This window comes from Spirillospora sp. NPDC127506, assembly GCF_040302145.1.
Taxonomy (GTDB): domain Bacteria; phylum Actinomycetota; class Actinomycetes; order Streptosporangiales; family Streptosporangiaceae; genus Spirillospora.
In genome coordinates, this window is record NZ_JBEORG010000024.1 from 83,730 (window position 1) to 107,364 (window position 23,635).

Consider the following 23,635-nt stretch of genomic DNA (forward strand, 5'->3'; position numbering starts at 1 on the left):
CGGGCCGGGGAACACCGACTGTAGGGAGAAGTGACGCTGCCATGACCATGAAGCTGGACTCCTGGCTGCTGGAGATCCTCGCCTGCCCGAACTGCGGCGGCGGGCTCCGCGCCGACGAGAGCGCGGACGAGCTGGTGTGCACCGGCACCTGCGGCTACGCCTATCCGGTCCGCGACGACATCCCCGTCCTGCTCATCGACGAGGCCAGGACCCCCGCCCCGTGACCCGTCCGGGGCGCGGCGCCGGCCGCACCGAGGAGCGGGGAGACGAGGGACGGCGGCGCCGGAACGGCGCCGCGGGCCGCCGGGCGGAGGCGAGGCCGTGAACGGAGAGTTCGATCCCGCGCGGCTGGAGGACGCCGAGGCGGCGGAGGCGGCCGACCCGGGCGGGATGCTGCGGCAGGTCGCCTCGTCGGCGGCGCAGGTGCGGGAGGCGCAGCGCGCGGCGGCCGAGGCGGGCGTCGCGGCGCTGGCCGAGGACGGCCGGCCGCGCGCGGTCGTCGTCGCCGGGATGGGGGCCGCGGGCGTCGCGGGCGACGTGCTCGCGGCGGTGTGCGGCGCGGGCTGCGCGGTCCCGGTGCTCACGGTGCGCGGCTACCGGCTGCCCGGCTGGGTGGGCGCGGCCGATCTCGTCATCGCCGTGTCCTCCTCGGGGAGCACCGAGGAGACGCTGGAAGTCGCCGTGGAGGCGGCCCGGCGCGGCTGCAGGCTGATGTTCGTCGGCGCGGAGGGGTCGCCGCTCGCCGACCTGACCGCCCGCAGCCGCGGGGTGCTCGTGCCCGTGCGCCCGGCGGGGCAGCCCCGTTCGGCGCTGTGGGCGCTGGCGGTCCCGCTGGTCATCGCGGCGCGCACCCTGCGGCTCGTGGACGCCTCCGACGCGGTGCTGGAGTCCACGGCGGCGCTGCTGGAGGACGTCGCGCACCGGTGCCGCCCGTCCAGCGAGCCGTTCGTCAACCCGGCCAAGCGCATCGCGCTCGACGTGGCCGGCGACGTGCCGCTCGTCTGGGGCTCGTCCGCCGTGGCGGCGACGGCGGCGTACCGGATGTGCGGGCAGCTCGGCGAGAACGCCAAGTACCCCGCGGTCTTCGGCGAGGTGCCCGAGGCGGACCACGGCCAGCTGGCGGTGTTCGACGGCTCGTTCGCGCGCGGCGGCCCCGCGTCCGGCCCCGGCGCGTCATCGTGGGGGGCGGCCCCCGCACCCGCCGACGACGACTACTTCTTCCGCGACCGGGCGGACGACCCCGAGCACGGGCTGCACCTCGTCGTCCTGCGGGACGTGGAGGAGCATCCGCGGGTGCGCGCGCGGTGCGAGGCGTCCACCGCGCTGGCCCGCGACCGGGGCGTCCCGGTCACCGAGGTCCGCGCCGAGGGCGAGCATCCGCTGGAGAGGATCGCGTCGCTCATCGCGTTGGCGGACTATGTCACGGTTTACTTGGCTATCGCGCTGGGAGTGGACCCCGCGCCCGTGCCTGCCATGGAAGAGCTCAAAGCGAGGATTACCTAGATGAGTGCTGAGGGTGGAACAAAGGCCATCGTCGCCGCGCTGGCCGCCAACCTCGGGATCGCGGTGTCGAAGTTCGTCGCGTTCGCGTTCACCGGTTCGTCGTCGATGCTGGCGGAGTCGATCCACTCGGTCGCGGACTCGGGGAACCAGGGGCTGCTGCTGCTCGGCCGGAAGCGGTCCGAGCGGAGCCGCACCCCGCAGCACCCGTTCGGCTACGGCCGGGAACGCTACTTCTACGCGTTCGTCGTCGCGGTGGTCCTGTTCACCGTCGGCGCGGCGTTCTCGCTGTACGAGGGCTACCACAAGATCTCCCACCCGGAGGAGGTCGAGTCCCCGATCTGGGCGTTCGCGGTGCTGCTCGTCGCGATCGCGATGGAGTCGTTCTCGTTCCGCACCGCGATCAAGGAGTCGAACACCGTCCGCGGCGACCAGTCGTGGTGGGCGTTCATCCGCCGCGCCAAGGCCCCCGAGCTGCCGGTCGTCCTCCTGGAGGATTTCGCCGCCCTCATCGGCCTGCTCTTCGCGCTGTTCGGCGTCTCCATGGCCGTGGCCACCGGCGACGGCGTCTGGGACGGCGTCGGCACCGTCGCGATCGGCCTCCTGCTCGGCGCGGTCGCGACGATCCTGGCGATCGAGACCAAGAGCCTGCTGATCGGCGAGGGCGCGGACGCCGACACCGAGCGGCGCATCGTCGCCGCGCTGGAGTCGGTGGAGGAGGTCGAGCGCCTCATCCACATGCGGACCGAGTACCTCGGCCCGGACGAGCTGCTGATCGCCGCGAAGATCGCCGTGCACCACGACGACACGGCCGCGGAGGTCGCCCGCGGCATCGACGCGGCGGAGGCGAAGATCCGCGCGGACGTCCCGGCGGCGAAGCTGATCTACCTGGAGCCGGCGCTGGACGAGGCGTCCCGCGACGCGGGCGCCACCGCCGCGGAGTCGGCCCCGGAGGCTCCGGCGTCGTCCTGACGGCGCCGTCCCGGCCTCCGGAGCGCACGGGACCCCTCGCCGGGCGGCCGCCGCGATGCCGGCCGAACCCCAGCCCAGGCGAAACCGGCTGTCGCATCCGCGGGAGCGGAGCGCGGCCGTCCGGCGAGGTGCTTCCCATGCGTCCCCGCCCGGACCCCTGAAACCGGGCGGTTCTGGTGTGACCGCGGCGGCGTCGCCGAACCCCCTACGTCGGCGACCGCCACCGGCGCGGTCACGGGTAAGACACTACGTTCGCGAGCCGCTCCGGGACGTCCCCCTCAAGGAGGGAACGCGCGTGGTACTCCAGGTGGATCCGCCTCCTCCCTATACATCCGGGCGGTGAGGCAGCGGCACGCCCCCAGCGGTCACTATTGAGGAGTGACCTCCGATGACAAGGCCCGCACCGATTCCGCTTGGGGGGCCGGCCCTCCACGCCCCGCGGAGGGGCCGAAGCCCGACCCCGCGGGGTTCGGACCAGCCGTCGCGCACCACGCGTGGCGGCTGTCCGGCCGGATCGTGGCGGGCGTCGGGCAGCTGCTGCTGTGGATCCTCACCGGGATCGGCACCCTGCTGCGCCCCCTCGCGGCGCGGCTCGGCGCGCGGCTGACCGGCGGCGCGCGGCGGCACCCGGCCCCGGGCGCCCCGGCGGGGGCGACGGCGCCGCTGCCCCGCTGGCTGGACACCTGGCGGGAGGTCGTCGGCTCCTGGTACTTCGCGCCGCTGACCGGGCTCGCGCTCACCATCGCCGCGCTCGCCGAGCTGGTGCCGCGCGTCGACTCGCCGGTCGGCCTCGCCGGCGGCTTCGCGGTCGCCGCGACGCTCCCGCTCGTCTGGCGGCGGGAGAACCTGCGCCCGGTCGCGGCCGTCGTGCTCAGCGCGGTCGCGGCGAGCCTGCTCACCGGGCAGCTGCTCCTCGTCACCACCAGCTTCGCCGCGCTCTACACGCTGTACGCGCTGGGCCGGCAGCTGCCCCGCCAGTCCACCGGCGTCCTCGCGATCGGCAGCGTCGCCACCATCGCGGTCGTGTACCTCGCCGCCGGCACGCTGGACGAGATCCCGTGGCCCGCGCCGATCGTCGCCGTCCTCGCCGCCATCGGGCTCGGGGACGCGCGGCGCGTGGTCGAGTCCGCCGGGCGGACGGAGGCGGCGGCCGCCGAGCGCACCAACGAGACCCTGACCCGGCTCACCGCCGTCCAGCGGGAGCAGGCCGTCATGCGGGAGCGCGCCCGCATCGCCCGCGAGCTGCACGACGTCGTCGCGCACTCCGTCTCGATGATCGCCGTGCAGGCGGAGACGGCCCCGTACACCATGGAGAACCTGTCGCCCGAGGCCCGCGCCGGCTACACCGAGATCGCCAAGACGGCCCGGGAGGCGCTGGTGGAGATGCGGCGGCTGCTCAGCGTGCTGCGCGCCGACGCCAAGCCCGAGCCGGACGCGGCGAACTCCCCGCAGCCGCGCCTCGACCGGCTGCCCGACCTGATCGAGCAGCACCGCGGCGCGGGCGGGCGCGTGGACCTCGCCGTCCACGGCGAGCCGCGCGCGCTGTCCACGACGGTCGAGCTGTCGGCGTACCGGATCGTGCAGGAGGCGCTGACGAACGCGCGGCGGCACGCGCCCGGCGCCGGCGTGCACGTCGACCTGATGTTCCTGCCGGACCGGCTGGCGGTCCGCGTCCGCGACGACGGCGCGTCCGCGCCGACCCGGGTGCTGAACCGGCCGGACCCCGCCCCCCGTACCGCGGTACTGGATCCCGCGGGCCCGACCCTCCAGGATGGGGGCGCGGACGGGCGCACCAGGGTGCAGGCGCCGGAGACCGGCGGCGGGCACGGGCTCGTCGGGATGCGGGAACGTGCGACCATGCTGGGCGGACGGTTCTCCGCCGGGCCGGCCGCCGAGGGCGGGTTCCTGGTGGAGGCCGAGCTTCCGCTGACCAGGGAGGGGAATGCCACCAGTGGACACGCTTCGCAGGCGCCGCCCGGCCGTCCCTGATCCCGCCGCACTCCGGCACCCGGGGCGGCGGCCGTGATCAAAGTGCTGATCGTCGACGACCAGACGATCGTGCGGGCCGGGTTCGCCGCCCTGCTCGACGCGCAGGACGACATCACCGTCATCGGCGAGGCCGGCGACGGCCGCGAGGCGGTCCGGATCGCCGAGCGCAGCCGCCCCGACGTCGTCGTCATGGACATCCGGATGCCCGGCATGGACGGCATCGAGGCGACCCGCCGCATCCTCGCCCTCCCCGGCGCCGAGAACGTCCGGGTGCTGGTCCTCACGACGTTCGACGTGGACGAGTACGTCTACGACGCGCTCGCCGTCGGCGCCAGCGGCTTCCTGCTGAAGGACGCGACCGCCGACGAGCTGGTCTCCGCCGTCCGGGTGGTGGCCCGCGGCGACTCGCTGCTGGCGCCGCAGGTGACCGGGCGGCTCATCCGCGAGTTCACCCGGCAGCGCCGCAACCGGCCGCAGGCCCCGGCCGAGCTGGCGACGCTGACCGCGCGGGAGACCGAGGTGCTGGTGCTGATCGCGGGCGGCCTGTCCAACGGGGAGATCGCCGAGCGCCTCGTCGTCAGCGAGCACACGGTGAAAACGCACGTGGCGCGCGTCTTCACCAAGCTCGGCCTGCGCGACCGCGCCCAGGCGGTGATGCTCGCCTACGAGTCGGGCGTGGTGGTCCCCGGCGAGAACGCCGCGAACTAGCCGCGGTGGGGCGGGTGGCCGCCGGGCGGCGGGTACTGGCCGGGAGGCTGCGGCGGGTACGGCTGCGGCGGGTACGGCTGCGCCGCGGGCCCGTACCCGGGCGGGGCCGGCGGCGGCGCGTAGCCCGGCTGCGCCGGCGGGTAGCCGGGGTACGCGGGCGGATCGCCGGGCTGGGCGGCCTGGCGGGCGGTCCGGCGGAGTCGGCCTCCCAGGGACACTCCGGCGACGAGCAGGCTGCCGACGGCCAGGATCGCCCCGATGATCATCACCAGCGTGGCATCCCAGTCGTCCAGCGACTTCTGCTCCTCGTAGGAGCGCTCGGTCGCGTCGTCGTTGATGACGGTCCGGCAGGTGTCGCCCGGTGACATGGTCTGGCTGCCGCACGTCACCTTGTCGTCGCTCCTGGCATGGGCGCCGCCGATGATCATGGCGACGCCGATGACGAGGCCGAGCACCCCGTAGATGATGGAACGCACCCTGACCCGCCTTCCCTCCGGTGATGGCGGGATTTTAGCGATCATCGGCGGCGCAATAGGCGCATCGCCTTCTCCTTCTCGAAGTCGAGGGCGCGGGCCGGCGGCGCGGACAGCCGGCCTATGCGCTCGCCCAGCTCCCGGACGTGCGCCTGCACCTGCGGCTCGGCCAGAACGCGCAGCCCGAACGCCAGTTCGGCCGGGCCGATGTCGTAGCGCTTCTCCAGCGCCAGCGCGAGCGCGACGGCCCGCAGTTCGGCCTCCCCGAACTTCCGGTGCCCGCCGCCGCGCAGGGACGCGTCCCGGGTGGCGGGCAGCAGCCCGAGTGCCTCCCGGTAGCGGAGCATGCGGGGCGAGGTGCCGAGCCGCCGGGCGGCCTCCGTGATGCGCATGGCTCAATTCTGACAAATCAGTGTCAGGAAGTCGCGTCCGGCCGTGCCTTCCCCCGCCGCCCGCCCGTAGACTCGCGGCGTCGACGCGGTCGCACGGGCCCGTCGAGCCCTCGCGTACCGGCCCGCGCACGCGGACGGCGCCGCCATTGACCAAGGGAGCAACGAAAGCATGGACTACAAGGTCGCCGACCTGTCGCTGGCCGACTTCGGGCGCCGGGAGATCCGGCTCGCCGAGCACGAGATGCCGGGCCTGATGGCGGTGCGCGAGGAGTACTCCGCCGCCAAGCCGCTGCGCGGCGCCAAGATCATGGGCTCGCTGCACATGACGATCCAGACCGCCGTGCTGATCGAGACGCTGGTGGAGCTCGGCGCCGACGTCCGCTGGGTCTCCTGCAACATCTTCTCCACCCAGGACCACGCCGCCGCCGCGGTCGTCGTCGGGAAGGACGGCACCCCGGAGGACCCGAAGGGCGTCCCGGTGTTCGCGTGGAAGGGCGAGACCCTCGAAGAGTACTGGTGGTGCACCGACCAGGCCCTGCAGTGGCCGGACGGCACCGGCCCCAACATGATCCTGGACGACGGCGGCGACGCGACCCTCCTCGTCCACAAGGGCGCCGAGTACGAGAAGGCGGGCGCCGTGCCGACCGCCACCGAGGACGACCCCGCGGAGTGGGGCGTCATCCTCGACACCCTGCGCCGCACGATCGCCGAGAAGCCGGGCCGCTGGACCGAGACCGCCGCCGGCATCAAGGGCGTCACCGAGGAGACCACCACCGGCGTCCACCGCCTCTACGAGATGGCGAAGGCGGGCACCCTCGCGTTCCCGGCGATCAACGTCAACGACTCGGTCACCAAGTCGAAGTTCGACAACAAGTACGGCTGCCGGCACTCCGTCATCGACGGCCTGAACCGCGCCACCGACGTCCTCATCGGCGGCAAGATCGCCGTCGTCTGCGGCTACGGCGACGTCGGCAAGGGCTGCGCCGAGGCCCTCCGCGGCCAGGGCGCCCGCGTCATCGTCACCGAGATCGACCCCATCTGCGCGCTGCAGGCGGCGATGGACGGCTTCCAGGTCACCGTCCTGGAGGACGTCGTCGACCAGGCCGACATCTTCGTGACGACCACCGGCAACTTCAACATCATCACGGCCGACCACATGAGCCGGATGAAGCACCAGGCGATCGTCTCCAACATCGGCCACTTCGACAACGAGATCGACATGGCCGGCCTCGCCAAGGTCCCCGGCATCGAGAAGATCGAGATCAAGCCGCAGGTGCACGAGTGGCGCTTCCCGGACGGCCACTCGATCATCGTCCTCGCCGAGGGCCGCCTGATGAACCTCGGCTGCGCCACCGGCCACCCGTCGTTCGTGATGTCCAACTCGTTCACGAACCAGGTCATCGCGCAGATCGAGCTGTTCACCAAGACCGACGAGTACCCGGTCGGCGTCCACGTCCTGCCGAAGCACCTGGACGAGAAGGTCGCCCGCCTCCACCTCGACGCCCTCGGCGTCAAGCTCACCACCCTCACCAAGGAGCAGGCCGCTTACATCGGCGTCCACGTGGAAGGCCCCTACAAGCCGGACCACTACCGGTACTGAGTGCATATGTTCTGTCTGGGCGGCCGGGCGCTGGGCGCCGGCCGCCCCAGACAGAACGCACGAGGGAGTCATGAGCGATATCGCGGACGGTTCGCTGGCCTATGAGGGGGTCAAGCGGATCGGGTGGGCCGAGCGGAGCATGCCCGTGCTGCGGCAGATCCGGGAGCGGTTCGCCGAGGAGCGGCCGCTGGAGGGGTTCAAGGTCGCGGCGTGCATGCACGTCACGACGGAGACCGCGGGGCTGATCCGCACGCTTCAGGCGGGGGGCGCGAGCGTGGCGCTGGCGGCGTCCAATCCGCTGTCCACGCAGGACGACACCGCGGCGGCGCTCGTGCACGAGTACGGGGCGGAGGTCTTCGCGCGGGCGGGGACCGACCGCGAGGGGTACTACGCCCACATCCACCAGGCGCTGGAGACCGGGCCCGACTTCGTCCTGGACGACGGCTGCGACCTGGTCAACACGCTGCACATCGACCGGACGGATCTGCTCGGCACGGTGAAGGCGGGGTGCGAGCAGACGACGACCGGGGTGATCCGGCTGCACCAGATGGCGCGTGAGGGCGCGCTCAAGTTCCCCATGGTCGCGGTCAACGACACCGACACCAAGCACATGTTCGACAACCGCTACGGGACCGGCCAGTCGACCCTGGACGGGATCGTGCGCGCGACGAACACGCTGCTGGCCGGCAAGACCGTCGTCATCGCGGGCTTCGGGTTCTGCGGACGCGGTCTGGCGGAGAGGGCCCGCGGCCTGGGGGCGCGCGTGGTCGTCACCGAGATCGACCCCGTCAAGGCGCTCGACGCCGCGCTGCAGGGTTTCGCCGTGCTGCCCATGTCCGAGGCCGCCGTGCACGGCGACGTCTTCATCACCGTCACGGGGAACCGCGACGTGGTGAACGCCGACCATCTCGCGGTGATGAAGGACGGCGCCATCCTCGCGAACTCCGGGCACTTCGACGTCGAGATCGACGTGCGGGCGCTGAGCGAGATGGCGGTCGAGGTGCACCGCGGCATCCGGCCGCAGACGGACGAGTACGTGCTGGCCGACGGGCGGCGCCTCATCCTGCTCGCCGAGGGGCGCCTGGTGAACCTGGCCGCCGCGGAGGGGCACCCGGCCGCCGTCATGGACATGTCGTTCGCCGACCAGGCGCTCACGTGCGCGTGGCTGGCGAAGTCGCACGCGTCGCTGGCGCCGGCCGTCCACGAGGTGCCCAAGGAGATCGACACGGAGGTGGCGCGGCTGAAGCTGGCGTCGATGTCCATCTCCATCGACCTGCTGACCCCGGACCAGGAGGACTACCTCCACTCCTGGCGCATCGGCTCCTGATGCCCGCCGGGACGTACCTGCATCTCGGCGAGGACCTGGCGGAGCGCTTCCAGTGCGCGCCCGGCCCCGGCGGGTGGCGCTACACGTCCCGGCGCGACGACGGCGTCCGCGTCGACCTGGTCGTGGACGCGCGGTGGCGGCAGATCCGCGTCGAACTCGTCACCCCCGGCTGGTGGCTGCGCGGCGGCCTGACGGGGCCCGAGCTGGCGTGGGTGCGCGCGGCCGGCGAGACGGGCACCGAGCACGGTGAGCGCGCGGCCGGTTTCGTCTCCGATTCGCCGGGCTTCCTCATCGCGATCGCCCATTCGCTGGGGCTGGACGAGGGGGCGCAGAGGGACGTCCGTCTCGTCCAGGTGAGCGGGGCGTCCCTTTCGGCGCTGACGACCATGTGGCGCTGGCGCCATGCCGGGACGTCCGCCTACGAGACCGAGACGGTGCCCTTGCCCGTCGAGGAGTACGAGGTCACCGACCTGGCGACGGGCGAGGCGGAGACCGTCCACGTGGCCGGCGACGTCCTGCTGGCCGGACCCGGCATCGAATTGACCGATCTGGAGTCGCCGCCCAACTTCTAGCATGGCTCCATAGCGATCTACGCGGGTGCCCGGGAGGCGCGCTATGTCGTTGCTGGAGCGGGGCGGGGAACGGCGCCTGCGGAAACTCGCCGCGGCCTTCGCGGACGGCCCGGGCACCGGCCGGCGGCTGGAGCGCGCGGCCCGCGACTACGCCCGCGCCCTGGCCGGCGCGCTCGGCGACGACCCGGCTCTCGCCCGCCGGCTGTTCGACGAATACGACGCCCGCGTCCCCGACGAGGTCTACCCGGCCGCCTTCCCGCAGGAGCTCCGCGACGCGCTCGCCGGCGCCGCGGCGAGCCGCAGCGTGGACGCCCTGACCGTGGCGTTCGAGGTCGCCGCCCGGCTCGGGCTGGCGTCGGTCCAGCGGGACGCCCGGGACCGCACCGCCGACGTCCTCGGCGCGGAGGGCGACGCGAACCGGCTGGTGGCCCGGCTCGACCGGTGGCGGGCGCTGGGCGTCCTGGACCGGGACACCGTGGCGCGCGCCCTGCGCGCCCACACGGCGGCCGTCCCGCTGAGCGGCGACGAGCAGCTGTGGCGCGCCTTCTTCGGCGGGCTTCCGGAGCCGCTGGCGCCCGACCTGTTCGCCGTGCACGCCTTCCTCGGGCACGGCGCCGACGCGGTGCGGCTGGCGGACACGGCCGACCGGAGGCGGCAGGCGCTCGGCTGCTGCCTGGCCTCGCCGCGCGTCGAGGACGTCCGGGCGGGCATCGAGCTGGCCCGGCGGGAGGACGACGAGGCGCTCACCCCGCTGCGCGTCCACGCGGCCGAGCTGCTGTTCGAGCGCGGTGGCTACGAGGAGGCGCTCGCGCTGTTCCGGGAGGCGGGGCGCCCGGCACGGGAGAGCGAATGCCACGAGCGGCTCGGGCGGCTCGGCGAGGCGTTCGCCACCTGCCCCGCCGGCGCGCAGGACCGGCTCGCGAGGCTCGCGCTCGCCTGCTGGGCGGAGATCGACGCGCTGGTCGAGCACCGGGAGTTCCCGGATGCCGCGAAGCGCGCCCGCACGGTCGTCGACCGCCTGGGCGAGGTCGCCGAGCCCGGCGACGAGCTGCGGCGGCGCCGCGACGAGCTGACCGCCCGCCGCAGGGCCGTCGTCGCGGCCGGACGCCGGCACTACGCCGAACTGGCCGCCGCCGGGGAGGCGGACGTCCACCGCGAGTGGAGCCGCTTCGAGGAGGCCGCGGGCGAACCGTCCGCCGCCGCCGAGCAGGCCGAGCTGGGCGGCGACGTGTACCGGGCGCACGGCCTCTACCTCGCGGCGGGCCGCCCCGGCGACGCCGAGCGCGTGCTGCGCGGCGAGCCGGGCGGCTGGCGGCCCCGCGCCGAGGCGCGCGAGGCGGGCGGCGACCTCGCCGGCGCGGCGCAGCTGCACGAGGAGGCCGGCGAGCACGACGCGGCCGCCGCGCTCTACCTGCGGCTCGACCGGTACGCCGAGGCGGCGCGCTGCCTCCTCGCGGCGCGCGGCGACGACGCGGTCGAGGACGCCCGGCTCGCCGACTGCCTGCGCCGGTCCGGGGACGTCGAGAAGCTCGCCGGGCTGTGCCTGCGGGCGGTGGAGCGGCGCGGCCGCGGCACCGCCGGGTTCGAGGAACTGCGGCGGCTCAAGGAGGAGGGGCTCCTGCCGCCGCACCTGGAGGCCGAGGCCCACCGGGCACTGGACGCGCTCGGCGCGCAGGGCCGCGGCCGGTTCGAGGAGGGGGCCGCGGCGTGGGTCGCGCGGGCCCGCGAGGACGTCGAGGCCGCCTACGCGCGCATCTGGGCGCTCGACCTCGGCACGACGACCTGCGCGGTCGCCGTCTACGACGTCCGGGCCGGGCGGCCGGTGCTGTGCCCGTGGAAGGGCCGCGCGTTCTTCGCGTCCACCCTCACCATCGACGAGCAGGGCAACGAGCGGGTCGGGGTGACGGGCGACGAGGTCCTCGCCGACTGGGTGAAGGGGCTGATCAGCGCGGCGAAACGGCGCATCGGCGGGGCGACCAGGTACCGCGTCCGGGGCCGCGTCTACCGGACGGAGGAGGTCGCCGCCCGCCTCATCGCGCACGCCCGCCGCATGGTCGAGGACTTCCTCGCCGAGCGCGTCCGGGAGCGGGCGGGCGAGCTCGCGTCCGCCGAGCTGGGCGAGGTCCGCGGCGAGTGGCTGGACTGGCTGGCGGACGAGCACGACCTGCGGCTCTCGCGCCCCCGGGCGATCCTGACGATCCCCGCGTTCTTCCGCAACAACCAGAAGCAGGCGACCCGCAACGCCTGCCGGATCGCCGGGGTGGAGCTGGAGCGGCTCGTCCACGAGCCGACCGCCGCGTGCATCTCCGCCGCCCGGCAGCGGCGGCTGTCCGGCCAGGTCGTCGTCGTGGACCTCGGCGCCGGCACGCTCGACATCAGCGCGCTCGTGGTGGACGGCGGCGTCTACGACGTCCAGCAGGTGGTCGGCGACAACGACTTCGGCGGCCGGGACTTCGACGCCGCCATCGCCAGGGCGGTCGAGGCGCGGCTGGCCCGCGACGGCGTCGAGGTGCCGGCGCGCGGCCGGGAGCGGCTGCGGTTCGAGATCGCCGTCGAGTTCCTGAAGATCGGCCTGTCGGCGCAGTCCCAGGCGAGCTACCCGCTGCCCGGCTTCAACGGCGACCCGTCCTTCCGCCTGGAGCTGACCCGGGACGAGCTGGCCGAGATCCTCGCCGAGCCCATGCGGGCGCTGCGCGAGACGTGCGAGCGGCTGAAGCAGTCGCTGCCGGAGCGGGTGGAGCATCTGGTGCTGGTCGGCGGGCCGATGCTGTCCCCGCAGGTCGCCGGGCTGGTCGAAGAGGTCTTCGGGCTGCGCCGGACCGTGCTGGACGACCCGCGGACCGCGGTCGCGAGCGGGGCCGCGCTCCAGGGCGCCGTGCTCAGCGGCGTCCTCGACCAGCACGTGCTGCTGGACGTCACGCCGCTCGCGCTGGGCCTGCTGATCTCCCCGGAACCGGGCGTGGAGGAGTTCTCGACGCTCATCCCGGCGAACACCCACATCCCGGTCAGCGAGCGGGGCTCCTACACCACGACCACCGACAACCAGGAGACCGTCCTCCTGCAGATCTACAGCGGCGACCTGCGGCCCGGCTCGAAGATCGGGGAGTTCCAGCTGCGCGACATCGCCCCGGCCCCGGCCGGCGAGCCGCAGATCGAGGTGACGTTCTCCATCGACGCCAGCTGCGTCCTGGAGGTGACGGCCAAGGACACGCTGACCGGCAACCAGCGGTCGATCAAGGTCGCCGACACGACCCTGCTGTCCCCGGACGAGATCGCGCAGATGAGCGACCGGCGCCGCACCCAGCTGGAGCGCGAGGAGGAGCGGCGGCGGGCCGCGGAGCTGCGCGCCGAGCTGGCCGCGCTCGCCGGCGAGGCGGGCCGCGCGGACGCCGCGCCCGTGCTGCGGGAGTTCCGCGCCCGGCTGGCGGCGCACGACCCGAACGTCCGCCCGGACCCGGCGACCGAGCGGGTCCTCGCCGAGATCTACGGCCCGGCCGCGACCGAGCTGGAGACCGAGCTGCTGTCGATGCGGGCGCCGCTGCGCGACCTGACGGCCAAGGCCCGCGAGTACCTCGCCGCCGATGACGCCGACCTCGCCCAGGGCGCCCACCTGCACGCCCGGCTGAAGGACCACCTCGACCGCGTCCGCCCCGGGCTGGCGCAGGTCGCGCTGTGGAACGCCGTCCTCGCCCGGCTCGCGACCGTCGACGCCGACCCGCTGCGCCGCTTCCGCGCGCACCACGCCGCCGGCGACCACGCCCGCGCCCTGGAGGCCCTCGCCGAGCTGCCGGAGCCCCCGTCCGATCCCGCCGACGTGCGCCGCCGGCTGCACAGCCTGGCGGAGACGGGCGCGGCCGAGGAGTACGGCCGCGTCCTCGCCGGCCACGCCGGGCCGCTCGGCTTCACCGTCCTCGACCCGGACGCCCCGGAGGGCTTCCTCCGCCGCGCCCGCGAGGCCCTCGTCAAGGCGCCGTCCGGCGCCGGCTTCCTGATCTCCGACCGGCTCGCCGTCGCCGCCCGCCCGGACGGCCCCGGCGGCTTCGACGTCGAGACCGCGCTCGGACCGCGCCGCGTCGGGCACGTGTTCACGCCCGACTCGCCCCTGCACGTGGCGCTGCTGCAGCTCACCGAGCCCCTGCCGGTGCGGCCCCTCCGCCTGGGGCACGCCGGGCTCGTCCGCATCGGCGACGCGGTCCGCACGCCCGGCCCCGGCGGCCTGCTCAGCGGGGTCGTGGACGCCTTCGAGCAGTTCCCCGAGCAGGGCCTGACCCTCTACCGGATGCGGCTGCGCGTCCCGCCGGACGGGAACGGCGGCCCGCTGTTCAACGAGCACGGCGAGGTGATCGGCGTGCTGACCGGCTCGGCGTCCGCCTCCGGCGAGGCCGCGTTCGCCGTCACGGTCGACACGCTCGCGCCGCTGCTCACCGGCGCCGGCTTCGGCGCCGCGCCGTAGGCCGCGCCCGAACCGCCCGCATCGGCGGTGCCGGTCCGATACGTTTGTCCTCTTCGTGATCAAGGAGGCGGACATGCACGGGCAGGGCGGGGGACCGGACGGGCCTGAGCGGCAGGGGCCGCCCGCGCCGCCCCCCGGCCCGCCGCAGCCGCCCGGCGCGCAGCCGCCGCAGGGCGCGCGGTTCGCCCCGCCCGGCGCGCCCGTCCCGCCGGGAGGCGGCCCGGTGCCCCCGTTCGGGCCGCCCCGGCCCGGCCCCGTCCCCCCGCCGCGCGGCAAGAAGCCCTCGCCGCTCGTCTGGGTGGTCGTCGCCGCCGCGGCCGTCTTCTTCGTGGGCGCCGCGGGATTCCTGGTCGTCCGGGGCGGCGGCGGGCCGAGCGGGCCGGTGAAGGCCGAGCAGTGCGTCGACAAGGGCTTCGGGATGGACGAGGGGAACCGCATCCCCGCGAGCCTCCGGGTGAGCTGCGACGACGCCGCGGCCAAGGCCGAGATCGTCAAGATCGTCGACGAGGGCGAGGCGACCGGCTTCTCCATGACGTCCCGGTCCGAGCCGGACTGCCCCGACGGGACGGACGGCGTCACCAACGTCCGGGCCGAGGAAACCGACGAGCACTACTACGAGGCGTGCGTCCGCAACCTCAAGGGCCCGCACCCGGGCGACCCCGGCGCGGGCGGCGCGTTCCTGACCGCCGGCGACTGCGTCAGCAGCGGCTCGATCGGCTTCGGCAAGGAGCAGCCGTGCGCCGAGGCCGGCTGGTACGGCAAGGTGATCGCGCGCGTCGCCACGGAGCGGGAGTGCCCGGCGAAGACGCTGGAGGTCATGAAGATGCGGTCGTTCGGCGGCGGTGAGCTCGCCAAGCCGATCGTGTGCCTCGGCCCGGGCGGCGGCGTGCTGGCACCGGGCGACTGCATCGAGGACCCCTCGTTCAACATCGGCGACCTCGACAAGGCCGACTGCGGGTCCAGCCAGGCGATCGCCAAGGTCGTCGGCCGCGTGAAGACGCAGCGGGAGTGCCCGTCCGAGGCCACGAACTACCTGACCAGCAAGGGCGCCTACCTCCCCGTGCTGTGCCTCAAGAAGCTCCGCCCGACCCTCGACGAGCGGCTCCGCGCCCTTCCCGGCTGACCCCGCACCGCGAAGCCGCGGGACGGGGCGAGCGCCGCCGGGGAACCGGCCGCGGTCAGCGGCCCTGCGGCAGGTACGGGCCGCGCGGCGGCTGATCCGGCCCCGGATACGGGTTCGGCGGGGGAGGAGCGTTCAGGACCTCCCGGTAAGGGCCGGCGCCGTAGTTCGCGGGCGGGAGGAACTGGGGCCGGCCCGGGGCCGGCGCGCTGAACGGCGGGGGAGCCGGCGGGCCGGGGCGGACCGGACCGTACGCCGGCGGGCCGGCCATCGCCATCGCCGGGGCGGGGACGGGAGCGGGCGCCGGGCCGGGACCCCACACGGGCAGGCCGAGGCGGCGCATGCGGCGGGCGCGGCGCTCGGCGAGCCGCACCTCCTCCCGGTGCCGGCGTTCGGCGAGCACCGCCGACAGCAGGATCTCCGGCCGCACCCCGGGCGGCGGGGGCGGGCTGATCACCTCGACGACCTGCGAGGCGATCCGCTGCCCCAGCGAGTCGCGCACCTCCGGCAGCAGCTCCCAGAACCGCGACAGGTACTGCCGGGCCGTCATCGCCAGCTCGTCCGACAGCATCGAGATCTCCAGCGTCCGCGCCCACCAGGCGAGCTGCGGCGGCATCACCGCCACGGGCCCGTACAGCATCATGGACGGGGCGCGCTCCTGGATGACGATCGTCCCGGCGAACAGGTCGCCGAGCCGCTTGCCGCGCCGGTTGCAGAACGAGGTGATCAGCGCGGGGGAGCCGTAGAACGTCCAGAACTCGATGAACCCGGCGAGCGCCCGGACCAGGGCCTGCCGGAACCGGATCGGCCCGCCGTCGTCGCCGACGACGCGGAGCCCGACGGCCATCTTGCCCATTGTCCGGCCCCGCAGCAGCGTCTCGAACAGGCACGGGTAGCCGACCAGGACGGCGACCATGCCGACCAGCGTCAGCCCGACCGTCCACGCCTCGTCCGCGACGAGCGACGTCATCGCCGTGACGTACACGACGAGGTAGAGCATCACCGCCTGGAAGAACAGGTCCAGCAGGAACGCGCAGCCCCGGCTGGCCAGCCGCGCGACGCGGATGTCGAGCGCGACGGCCTCGCCGGTCACGAGTTCGGCCATGTCCCTGCTCCTCCGCGGTCGGGGTAAGTCCATTTTGTCGGTCCAGTAAGCCGACACGTTAGTCTCGCCGGGTGGACGTCGACGCCTATGTGGCCGCGCACAACGCCGACTGGCTGCGCCTGGAGCACCTCATCAACCGCGGCCGCAGGTTGACCGGCGCCGAAGTGGACGAGCTGGTCGAGCTGTACCAGCGGACGGCCACGCACCTGTCCGTCGTCCGGTCCAGCTCGCCCGACCCGCAGCTCGTGGGCCGGCTGTCGTCGCTCGTGGCGCGGGGCAGGGCCGCGGTGGCGGGCGCGCAGGCGCCGCTCTGGCGGGACGTCGGCCGCTTCGCGACCGTGACGTTCCCGGCGGTCGCGTACCGGATGAAGTGGTGGTGGCTCGGCAACGCCGTCCTCGGCAACCTGCTCGCGCTCGCGCTGGCGATCTGGGTGGTGCACAGCCCGGAGGTGCAGGCGAGCCTCGGGACGCCGGAGGAGATCCGCGAGCTGGTCGAGCACGACTTCGCGAACTACTACACCGAGCACTCGGCGGCGTCGTTCGCGTTCCAGGTGTGGGTGAACAACGCGTGGGTGTCGGCGGTCGCGCTGATCTTCGGGATCCTGCTCGGCATCCCCACCGTGTACGTGCTGCTGATGAACCAGCTGAACCTGGGGCTGATCGGCGGGCTGATGTTCGCCAACGGCAAGGGCGGCGTGTTCTTCGGGCTGATCCTCCCGCACGGCCTGCTGGAGCTCACCGCCGTCTACCTGGCCGTCGCCGGCGGCCTGAAGCTCGGCTGGACGATCGTCGACCCCGGCCCGCGGCGCCGCGGCCAGGCCCTCGCCGAGGAGGGGCGCGCCGCCGTCAGCATCGCCATCGGGCTCATCGCGGTGCTGCTGGTGTCCGGCCTCATCGAGGGCTTCGTGACCGGCTGGGTGCACATCACCTGGCTGCGCATCGCGATCGGCGTCGTCGCGGAGACCGCGTTCCTCAGCTACGTGATCGTCCTCGGCCGCCGCGCCGCCCGCCGGGGCGAGACCGGCGACGCCGAGCTGCGCCCCGACCTCGCCCCCGTGGCCGGCTGACGGGCCGTGGCCGGCTGAGGGGCGGTGGCCGGCCGGCGGGCCGATCAGAGCCGTCCCGCGGCCTTGAGGGCCAGGTAGGCGTCGGCCAGGGCGGGGGCGATCTCGTCCGGCGGGGCGTCCACCACCTCGACGCCGTGGCCGCGCAGCTCGGCGGTGAGGCGGCGGCGCTCGGCGCGGGCGCGTTCGGCCGCGGCCGCGTCGTACACCGACGCGAGGTCGCCGCGCGCGGCCGCCATCTCGCCGACCCGCGGGTCCGACACCGCGGCGATCATGACGAGGTGCCGGGCGGTGAGCTGCGGCAGCAGCGGCAGCAGCCCCTCTTCGAGCGCGGCGGTGTTCAGCTCGGTCAGCAGCACGACCAGGCAGCGCTGCCGGACGCGGGCCATCAGCGTCGAGACCATCCCGGCCGCGTCGCATTCGAGCAGCTCCGGCTCCAGCGGCGCCATGGCGTGCACCATCGCGGGCAGCAGGTCGGTCCGGGACGCGCCCTCCACGCGGGCGCGGACGCGCCGGTCGTAGGCGAGCATGTCGACGCGGTCGCCGGCGCGGGACGCGAGGGCGCCGAGCAGCAGCGCCGCGTCCATCGAGCAGTCCAGCCGCGGGATGTCGCCGACCCGGCCGGCGGACGTGCGGCCGGTGTCGAGCACCAGGTAGATCCGCCGGTCGCGCTCGGGCCGCCAGGTCCGGACGACGACGTCGCCGCGCCGCGCGGTGGCCCGCCAGTCGATGGACCGGACGTCGTCGCCGTCCACGTACTCGCGGAGCGAGTCGAACTCGGTGCCCTGCCCGCGGATCAGCGCCACGTGCGCGCCGGTCAGCTCCCGCAGCCGCGCCAGCTTCGCGGGCAGGTGGCGGCGGGACGGGAACGCCGGCAGGGCCCGCACCGTCCAGGGGGCCGCACGGGAGAGCTGCCGCGCCGCCAGCCCGAGCGGCCCGACGGAGCGGACGACGACCGTGACGGCCTTGCGGTCGCCGCGCCGCGTCGGCGTCAGCGTCATCTCGACGCGGCGCCGCTCACCGGCCGGGACGTCCACCTTGACCGCGCGGGGCGCCGCGCCCGCGCTCGGCGGCCACACGTCCCGCAGCCTGGCCTTGAGGCGCCGCCGGCCGAGGTTCTCCACGATCAGCGCCACCCGCGCCGACTCGCCGAGCCGCACGCTGGTGTCGCCCGCGCGGTGGAAACGCAGCGCCCGCACGTTCCCGGCGAGGGCCAGGTCGGCGAGGACGCCGAGCAGCAGGACGCCCCACACCGCGAACAGCATCCACCAGCTCGGCGCGAACAGCGGGACGAGCGCGCCGAGCAGGGCCAGCAGCCCCAGGCGTCCGGTCAGCGCCATCAGCGCGGGGCCGGGACGTGGGCGAGGATGCCCTCCAGCACGCCGTCGGTGGTGGCGCCCTCCAGCTCCGCCTCGGGACGCAGCTGGACGCGGTGCCGCAGCGTCGGCCTGGCCAGCGCCTTCACGTCGTCCGGCGTGACGTAGTCGCGGCCGGACAGCCACGCCCACGCGCGGGACGTCGCCAGCAGCGCCGTCGCGCCGCGCGGGGAAACGCCGAGCTGCAGCGACGGGGACTGCCGGGTCGCGCGGCACAGGTCCACGACGTAGGCGGCGACCTTGGGGTCGAGGTGGACGGTGCGGACGGCGGCCTGGCCCGCGGCCAGCTCGCTCGCGCCCGCGACCGCGTTCACCGCCGACAGGTCGCGCGGGTCGAACCCGGTCGCGTGCCGCTGCAGCATGGAGATCTCCTCGTCCCGCGTGGGGACGGGCACTGCCAGCTTGACGAGGAACCGGTCGAGCTGGGCTTCAGGCAGGGGATAGGTGCCCTCGTACTCGATCGGGTTCTGGGTCGCGCACACCACGAACGGGTCGGGCAGAGCGCGCGCGGCGCCCTCCACCGAAACCTGGCGCTCCTCCATGGCCTCCAGGAGAGACGCCTGGGTCTTCGGCGGCGTCCGGTTGATCTCGTCCGCAAGCAGGAGGTTGGTGAAGACGGGGCCCTCACGGAACTCGAACTCCGCCGTCCGGTTGTCGTACACCAGCGATCCGGTGACGTCGCCGGGCATCAGGTCGGGGGTGAACTGGACGCGCTTGAAATCCAGGTCGAGGGCCCGCGCCAGCGTCTTGATGAGCAGCGTCTTCGCGGTGCCCGGGACGCCCTCCAGCAGCACGTGGCCGCGGCACAGCAGCGCGATGACGAGGCCGGTGACCACGGAGTCCTGGCCGACGACCGTCTTGGCGACCTCGCCGCGCAGCGCCGTCAGCGCCGCCCGCGCCGTCTCGGCCTGCCGCCGGGCCTCCTCGGACAGCGCGGCCGGCCCGCCGCCGGGCACGTCGTCCTTCCCGAGCTCTACAGGGGTGTTCAAGACTGCCGTACCTGCCTTTCCAGGTCGTCGAGGACGTCGGTGAGGGCGATGAGCCCGGCGTCGTCCACGGGTTCAGGACCGTACAGGGCCGCTCCGACGTACGTTTCGTCGTAGGGCGTGCGGCGGGCGACCGCCGTGACGATCTCCTGCGCGGCGGAGGGATCCTGCGCGCTGCCGCGGGGCAGCCCGAGGAGCGGGACGAGCCGTTCGCGGGCGCCGGAGCGCAGCGCGTCGGACGCGCGGTCGCGGGCGCGCCCCGCCCGGTACAGGCGGGCGCGGCCCTCGACCGTCTCGGCGGACCGGACGACGACGGGCAGCGCCTCCGCCACCACCGGCCCGAGCCGGCGGGCCCGCCACAGCGCGACGAGCAGCACCGCGACCAGCAGCTCCAGGAAGAACAGCTTCACGCCGAACGGCAGCAGGTCGCCGAGCGACCGCTGCCCGGCGTCCTCGCCCGCCTCCGGCAGGTCCGGGACGAGCCACACCGTGGAGGTGCCGGCCCCGGCCAGGTTCATGGCAAGCGCGGCGTTGCCCTCCTCGGCGAGCCGCCGGTTCGTCAGCGGCGCGCCGGAGCCGAGCACCGTGACGGTACGGGAGCCGGTCTGCACCTGGACGAGCCGGGCGCCGCCGTACTCCGTCCCGTAGCAGGCCGTCCCCGGGCCGGTGACCTCGTAGGTCTCCGACTGGTGGAAGGCGACCGTCCCGGCGAGGGACGCGACCGGCAGCGCGCAGCCCGGCGCGGCGGTCTCCTCGAAGCTCGGGCCGCTGCGCCGCACCTGCGGGGCCAGGTCGTCCAGCGCGTACGCGGACGGCCGGACGAGCAGGAGGTCCACCTGCGTGCCGCTCAGCATCCGCAGGTCGTCGTCGGTGAGCCGCTCGGTGCGCGTCACCACCATGACGCCGCCCGGAGCGGCCGCCGCGAGAGCGTCCTCCGTGGTCCGCGCCACGGTCACGTTGGACCCGCGCTGCCGCAGGATCTCCGCGAGGGCGCGGGCGCCGTCTTGCCTCGGCGACTCCGGGTCGAGCGCGTCCGGCGCCGTCGACGGGCGCAGCGCCGCCAGGACGACCGCGATCACGACCATCGCGAGCAGCACCGCCACCACGCCGCGCGCCGACCGCCAGCGGCGGCCCGCGACCTGCCGCGCGGACGGCTCGGCGGGCGCCGCCTCGGGCGGGGCCTGGGTCACCATCGCGGGCCCCCTTCTTCACCGGCGCCGGCCGGGATGAGGTCGTCGTCCTCAAGCGGCTTCGGCTTCATCGCCCGCAGCCGCTCGTCCAGCTCCGCCATCCGCGCGTAGCCCTCGGGGGTGCCCGGCCGGTCGCCGTACCAGACGTCGTCGAAGATCCGCACGCCCGCGGCCAGTTCGGCGGCCAGCTCGGGCACGGCCGCGCCCGCCTCCGCCGCCAGCTCGTCGGCCGTCCGGCCCGGCCGCGCCGCCAGGACCGCCCGCTCCTCCAGGTCGCGGGCGATCGCGCGGAGCCGCTCGCGGATCGCCTCGGCCCACCGCCCGGCCGCCGCGTGCCGCTCCGCGGCCTCCCGGTGGTCGAGCGCCGTGGACGGCTCCTCCTCCAGCAGCGGGTCCTTGCGGGAGCGGAGGTTGCGGCGGCCCCGCATCAGCCAGGCCACCAGCCCGATCGCGACCAGCGCGACCACGACGATGATCACGACGGACGTCCAGCCGCCGCCGCTGCCCTGCGCCTCCGGGTTCGGCGCCCGGTTGAACAGGTGCTGCAGCCACTCGGTGAAGTCGTCCCACCAGCGCTCCAGCATGGACGGCTTGTCGCGCTGGTAGATCTGCTTCTCCAGCTCGCGGCGGGCCAGTTCGCGGGCCTCGTCGCGGCCGATGGGGTCGAGGATCACGGGTTCGCTCCCGTCTGCGGATGGGCCGGCACCGGATCGGTCCGCCACAGGTCGATGAACCCGTCGTCGCGGGCGTCCCCGCCGGCCTCGCCGGTCCCGCCCGTCCCGCCGCCGGTGATCGCCGCGGCGGACCGGCCCCTGATGCGCAGCTCCAGGTCGAAGCCCTCGCGGCGCATCCGCCGGTCCATGTAGAGCAGCGCGATCACTCCCGCGTCGAACGGCAGCACCACCGACCAGCCGACGATGCGGCCGAGCGTGTCGACCGCCAGCGCGCCCATCGTGGCGCCGTCGCCGGACGCGTCGCCGAAGAAGGCCAGCTGCACGATCAGGAACGGGATGCGCAGCGCGAAGAAGCCCATGAACACGGTCACGAGCAGCGCCAGCAGCAGCGTCCCGCAGGTCCGGAACCACCGGCCCTTGGAGAGCGTGACGGCCCGGCGCAGCGCGCCCGTGACCGTCCGCCGCTCCAGCACGACCGCCGGGACCGCCTGGACGAGCAGGATGTACAGCCACACCATGAGGCCGACGCCGAGCGGGAAGCCGATGATCCCGGCGAGCACCGGGAGTGCCGGATGCGCCTCGGCGGCGATCAGCGCGAAGAACGGCACGGCCGGCAGGACCAGCGCGCCCAGCGCGATGCCCATGACGGCGGCGGCGGTGCCGGCCAGCCTGCCCAGCCTCGGCCGGGCGTCCCGCCACGCCTGCCGCGGCGCGATCGGCAGCCCCACCAGCTCGCGGCCCAGGATCGGCGCGACCAGCCCCGCCATCAGCAGGATCCCGAACGCCGACAGCACGAGCCCCAGCACGCTCAGCGTGGTCTGCGCGCCGAGCGACTCCAGCAGGACGTCGGGGGTGACCTCCTCGCGGGCCCTGTCCCCGATGAAGAAGTACGCGGCGATCGAGCTCGTCACCTGGATCACCGTGCTGATCGCCACCGACAGGCCCAGCGTGGTGCGCGGCCGGCGCCGGATCCCGGCGATCGCGCCGTCCAGCATCTCCGAGATGGACATGGGACGGAACGGGACGCCGCGCACCACGTCGGCGGTGTCGGCGTCGTCCCAGCCGTCCGGTCCCGGCATCCTCGGCTCCCTGCGGTCGGTGAGGGGGTGTGCGGCGCATCCGACCGGGCCCCCGCCGGGCCCCCGTCGCGACGGCCGATCAAGTCATCCTGTCATGGGCGTGATGTCAACCTTGCGCCGGTTTTGGGAGTCACCTCTACGATTCCGAGCCGCCCACCCGATGCGGGGGAGCCATGTACGCCGCAAACGCGGGTAACCTTGCACGCCAAGGTATATCTCTCCCTGGCAAGGTGGCGCCGGAGCATCGCGCCCCACTCCACCGAACCCCGATTTTGTGACGATGAGGGCCATGAGAGGACGTGTACTGGTCGTCGACGACGATCTCGCACTCGCCGAAATGCTCGGCATCGTGCTTCGGGGCGAGGGTTTCGAGCCCTCGTTCGTGCACGACGGCGACAAGGCGCTCGAGGCGTTCCGGGAGACCCGGCCCGACCTCGTACTGCTCGACCTTATGCTGCCGGGGGCCGACGGCATCGACGTGTGCCGGCAGATCCGCGCCGAGTCCGGCGTGCCGATCGTCATGCTGACGGCCAAGAGCGACACCGTGGACGTCGTCCTCGGCCTGGAGTCGGGCGCCGACGACTACATCGTCAAGCCGTTCAAGCCCAAGGAGCTGGTCGCGCGGGTGCGCGCCCGGCTGCGCCGCACCGACGAGCCCGCGCCCGAGACGCTGCAGATCGGCGACATCACCATCGACGTCGCCGGCCACTCGGTGAAGCGCGGCGACCGGCACATCCCGCTGACCCCGCTGGAGTTCGACCTGCTGGTCGCGCTCGCCCGCAAGCCGCGCCAGGTGTTCACCCGCGAGGTCCTGCTGGAGCAGGTGTGGGGCTACCGGCACGCCGCCGACACCCGGCTGGTCAACGTGCACGTCCAGCGGCTCCGCGCCAAGATCGAGAAGGACCCGGAACGCCCCGAGATCGTCGTCACCGTGCGCGGTGTCGGCTACAAGGCGGGGCCCGCCTGAGCCCCGCAGCTCCCTTCCCCGTCCCGGCACCCCGCCCCGTTCCCCGTGACATGCCGATGAACGTCCAGTACACGAGCGGATCAGCGCG

General features: G+C 74.5%; 20 protein-coding genes. 12 read left to right on the top strand and 8 right to left on the bottom strand.

Annotated elements, in window-relative coordinates; genetic code table 11:
* Positions 1-41 precede the first annotated feature (41 nt).
* From ABTW95_RS22575 to ABTW95_RS22595, 5 genes are all read left to right on the top strand, one after another.
* On the top strand, positions 42-224 hold the full coding sequence (locus ABTW95_RS22575) for a Trm112 family protein (RefSeq protein WP_396448059.1): 183 nt from the start codon (positions 42-44) through the stop codon (positions 222-224).
* Positions 225-321: 97 nt separating this feature from the next.
* On the top strand, positions 322-1,503 hold the full coding sequence (locus ABTW95_RS22580; protein WP_396448060.1) for an SIS domain-containing protein: 1,182 nt from the start codon (positions 322-324) through the stop codon (positions 1,501-1,503).
* Positions 1,504-2,472, top strand: a complete 969-nt coding sequence (locus tag ABTW95_RS22585) for a cation diffusion facilitator family transporter (protein WP_396448061.1) — start codon at positions 1,504-1,506, stop codon at positions 2,470-2,472.
* Between the two features lie 378 nt (positions 2,473-2,850).
* Positions 2,851-4,461, top strand: a complete 1,611-nt coding sequence (locus ABTW95_RS22590; protein WP_500227309.1) for a sensor histidine kinase — start codon at positions 2,851-2,853, stop codon at positions 4,459-4,461.
* Positions 4,462-4,494: 33 nt separating this feature from the next.
* Positions 4,495-5,169, top strand: coding sequence for a response regulator (locus ABTW95_RS22595; protein ID WP_396448063.1), 675 nt, complete (start codon positions 4,495-4,497; stop codon positions 5,167-5,169).
* Here ABTW95_RS22595 and ABTW95_RS22600 read toward each other — a convergent pair.
* Complete coding sequence (locus ABTW95_RS22600; RefSeq protein WP_396448064.1) at positions 5,166-5,645, bottom strand: hypothetical protein; 480 nt, start codon at positions 5,643-5,645, stop codon at positions 5,166-5,168. The genes ABTW95_RS22595 and ABTW95_RS22600 overlap by 4 nt on opposite strands.
* Positions 5,646-5,686: 41 nt before the next feature.
* The gene (locus ABTW95_RS22605; RefSeq protein ID WP_396448065.1) at positions 5,687-6,034 is read right to left on the bottom strand and encodes a MerR family DNA-binding transcriptional regulator; all 348 of its coding nucleotides are present in this window, start codon (positions 6,032-6,034) and stop codon (positions 5,687-5,689) included.
* A gap of 169 nt (positions 6,035-6,203) precedes the next feature.
* On the opposite strand from ABTW95_RS22605, the gene ahcY (ABTW95_RS22610) reads away from it, so the two are divergent.
* The 5 genes from ahcY (ABTW95_RS22610) to ABTW95_RS22630 all read left to right on the top strand — a co-directional run bounded on the left by ahcY (ABTW95_RS22610) (position 6,204) and on the right by ABTW95_RS22630 (position 15,109).
* Entirely contained in the window at positions 6,204-7,634 is a 1,431-nt protein-coding gene (gene ahcY / locus ABTW95_RS22610) for an adenosylhomocysteinase (RefSeq protein ID WP_396448066.1), read from the top strand.
* A gap of 70 nt (positions 7,635-7,704) precedes the next feature.
* Positions 7,705-8,961: an adenosylhomocysteinase gene (gene ahcY / locus ABTW95_RS22615; RefSeq protein ID WP_396448067.1), complete on the top strand. Its 1,257-nt coding sequence runs from the start codon at positions 7,705-7,707 to the stop codon at positions 8,959-8,961.
* Complete coding sequence (locus ABTW95_RS22620; RefSeq protein WP_396448068.1) at positions 8,961-9,533, top strand: hypothetical protein; 573 nt, start codon at positions 8,961-8,963, stop codon at positions 9,531-9,533. Before ahcY (ABTW95_RS22615) ends, ABTW95_RS22620 begins: the two co-directional genes overlap by 1 nt.
* Positions 9,534-9,576: 43 nt before the next feature.
* A complete protein-coding gene (locus ABTW95_RS22625) occupies positions 9,577-13,986 on the top strand; it encodes an Hsp70 family protein (RefSeq protein WP_396448069.1) in 4,410 nt (1,469 codons plus the stop codon).
* Between the two features lie 55 nt (positions 13,987-14,041).
* Positions 14,042-15,109: an LppU/SCO3897 family protein gene (locus tag ABTW95_RS22630; protein ID WP_396454356.1), complete on the top strand. Its 1,068-nt coding sequence runs from the start codon at positions 14,042-14,044 to the stop codon at positions 15,107-15,109.
* 55 nt (positions 15,110-15,164) lie between these two features.
* On the opposite strand, the gene ABTW95_RS22635 is transcribed toward ABTW95_RS22630, so the two are convergent.
* Positions 15,165-16,211 carry an RDD family protein gene (locus ABTW95_RS22635; protein ID WP_396448071.1) on the bottom strand — a complete coding sequence of 349 codons (1,047 nt, stop codon included), beginning with the start codon at positions 16,209-16,211 and terminating at the stop codon, positions 15,165-15,167.
* Positions 16,212-16,282: 71 nt separating this feature from the next.
* Between ABTW95_RS22635 and ABTW95_RS22640 the strand changes: the two genes are divergently transcribed.
* On the top strand, positions 16,283-17,278 hold the full coding sequence (locus ABTW95_RS22640; protein WP_396448072.1) for a stage II sporulation protein M: 996 nt from the start codon (positions 16,283-16,285) through the stop codon (positions 17,276-17,278).
* A 44-nt stretch (positions 17,279-17,322) separates the two neighbouring features.
* Here ABTW95_RS22640 and ABTW95_RS22645 read toward each other — a convergent pair whose 3' ends face one another.
* The 5 genes from ABTW95_RS22645 to ABTW95_RS22665 are packed head-to-tail and all read right to left on the bottom strand — an operon-like array spanning position 17,323 to position 22,580.
* Entirely contained in the window at positions 17,323-18,615 is a 1,293-nt protein-coding gene (locus ABTW95_RS22645) for a DUF58 domain-containing protein (protein ID WP_500227310.1), read from the bottom strand.
* The gene (locus ABTW95_RS22650) at positions 18,615-19,583 is read right to left on the bottom strand and encodes an AAA family ATPase (protein ID WP_396448087.1); all 969 of its coding nucleotides are present in this window, start codon (positions 19,581-19,583) and stop codon (positions 18,615-18,617) included. The genes ABTW95_RS22645 and ABTW95_RS22650 overlap by 1 nt, the downstream gene beginning before the upstream one ends.
* Before the next feature lie 53 nt (positions 19,584-19,636).
* Positions 19,637-20,830, bottom strand: coding sequence for a DUF4350 domain-containing protein (locus tag ABTW95_RS22655; RefSeq protein WP_396448074.1), 1,194 nt, complete (start codon positions 20,828-20,830; stop codon positions 19,637-19,639).
* Entirely contained in the window at positions 20,824-21,501 is a 678-nt protein-coding gene (locus ABTW95_RS22660) for a DUF4129 domain-containing protein (protein WP_396448075.1), read from the bottom strand. Before ABTW95_RS22660 ends, ABTW95_RS22655 begins: the two co-directional genes overlap by 7 nt.
* A complete protein-coding gene (locus ABTW95_RS22665; RefSeq protein ID WP_500227311.1) occupies positions 21,498-22,580 on the bottom strand; it encodes a hypothetical protein in 1,083 nt (360 codons plus the stop codon). The genes ABTW95_RS22660 and ABTW95_RS22665 overlap by 4 nt, the downstream gene beginning before the upstream one ends.
* A gap of 289 nt (positions 22,581-22,869) precedes the next feature.
* On the opposite strand from ABTW95_RS22665, the gene mtrA reads away from it, so the two are divergent.
* Entirely contained in the window at positions 22,870-23,547 is a 678-nt protein-coding gene (gene mtrA, locus ABTW95_RS22670) for an MtrAB system response regulator MtrA (RefSeq protein ID WP_021598338.1), read from the top strand.
* Positions 23,548-23,635: the final 88 nt, after the last annotated feature.

Coding starts and splice junctions, on each gene's coding strand:
- ABTW95_RS22575 (WP_396448059.1), top strand. CDS start 42: ATGACCATGAAGCTGGACTCCTGGCTGCTGGAGATCCTCGCCTGCCCG.
- ABTW95_RS22585 (WP_396448061.1), top strand. CDS start 1,504: ATGAGTGCTGAGGGTGGAACAAAGGCCATCGTCGCCGCGCTGGCCGCC.
- ABTW95_RS22605 (WP_396448065.1), bottom strand. CDS start 6,034: ATGCGCATCACGGAGGCCGCCCGGCGGCTCGGCACCTCGCCCCGCATG.
- ahcY (WP_396448066.1), top strand. CDS start 6,204: ATGGACTACAAGGTCGCCGACCTGTCGCTGGCCGACTTCGGGCGCCGG.
- ahcY (WP_396448067.1), top strand. CDS start 7,705: ATGAGCGATATCGCGGACGGTTCGCTGGCCTATGAGGGGGTCAAGCGG.
- ABTW95_RS22620 (WP_396448068.1), top strand. CDS start 8,961: ATGCCCGCCGGGACGTACCTGCATCTCGGCGAGGACCTGGCGGAGCGC.
- ABTW95_RS22625 (WP_396448069.1), top strand. CDS start 9,577: ATGTCGTTGCTGGAGCGGGGCGGGGAACGGCGCCTGCGGAAACTCGCC.
- ABTW95_RS22635 (WP_396448071.1), bottom strand. CDS start 16,211: ATGGCCGAACTCGTGACCGGCGAGGCCGTCGCGCTCGACATCCGCGTC.
- ABTW95_RS22645 (WP_500227310.1), bottom strand. CDS start 18,615: ATGGCGCTGACCGGACGCCTGGGGCTGCTGGCCCTGCTCGGCGCGCTC.
- ABTW95_RS22655 (WP_396448074.1), bottom strand. CDS start 20,830: ATGGTGACCCAGGCCCCGCCCGAGGCGGCGCCCGCCGAGCCGTCCGCG.
- ABTW95_RS22665 (WP_500227311.1), bottom strand. CDS start 22,580: ATGCCGGGACCGGACGGCTGGGACGACGCCGACACCGCCGACGTGGTG.
- mtrA (WP_021598338.1), top strand. CDS start 22,870: ATGAGAGGACGTGTACTGGTCGTCGACGACGATCTCGCACTCGCCGAA.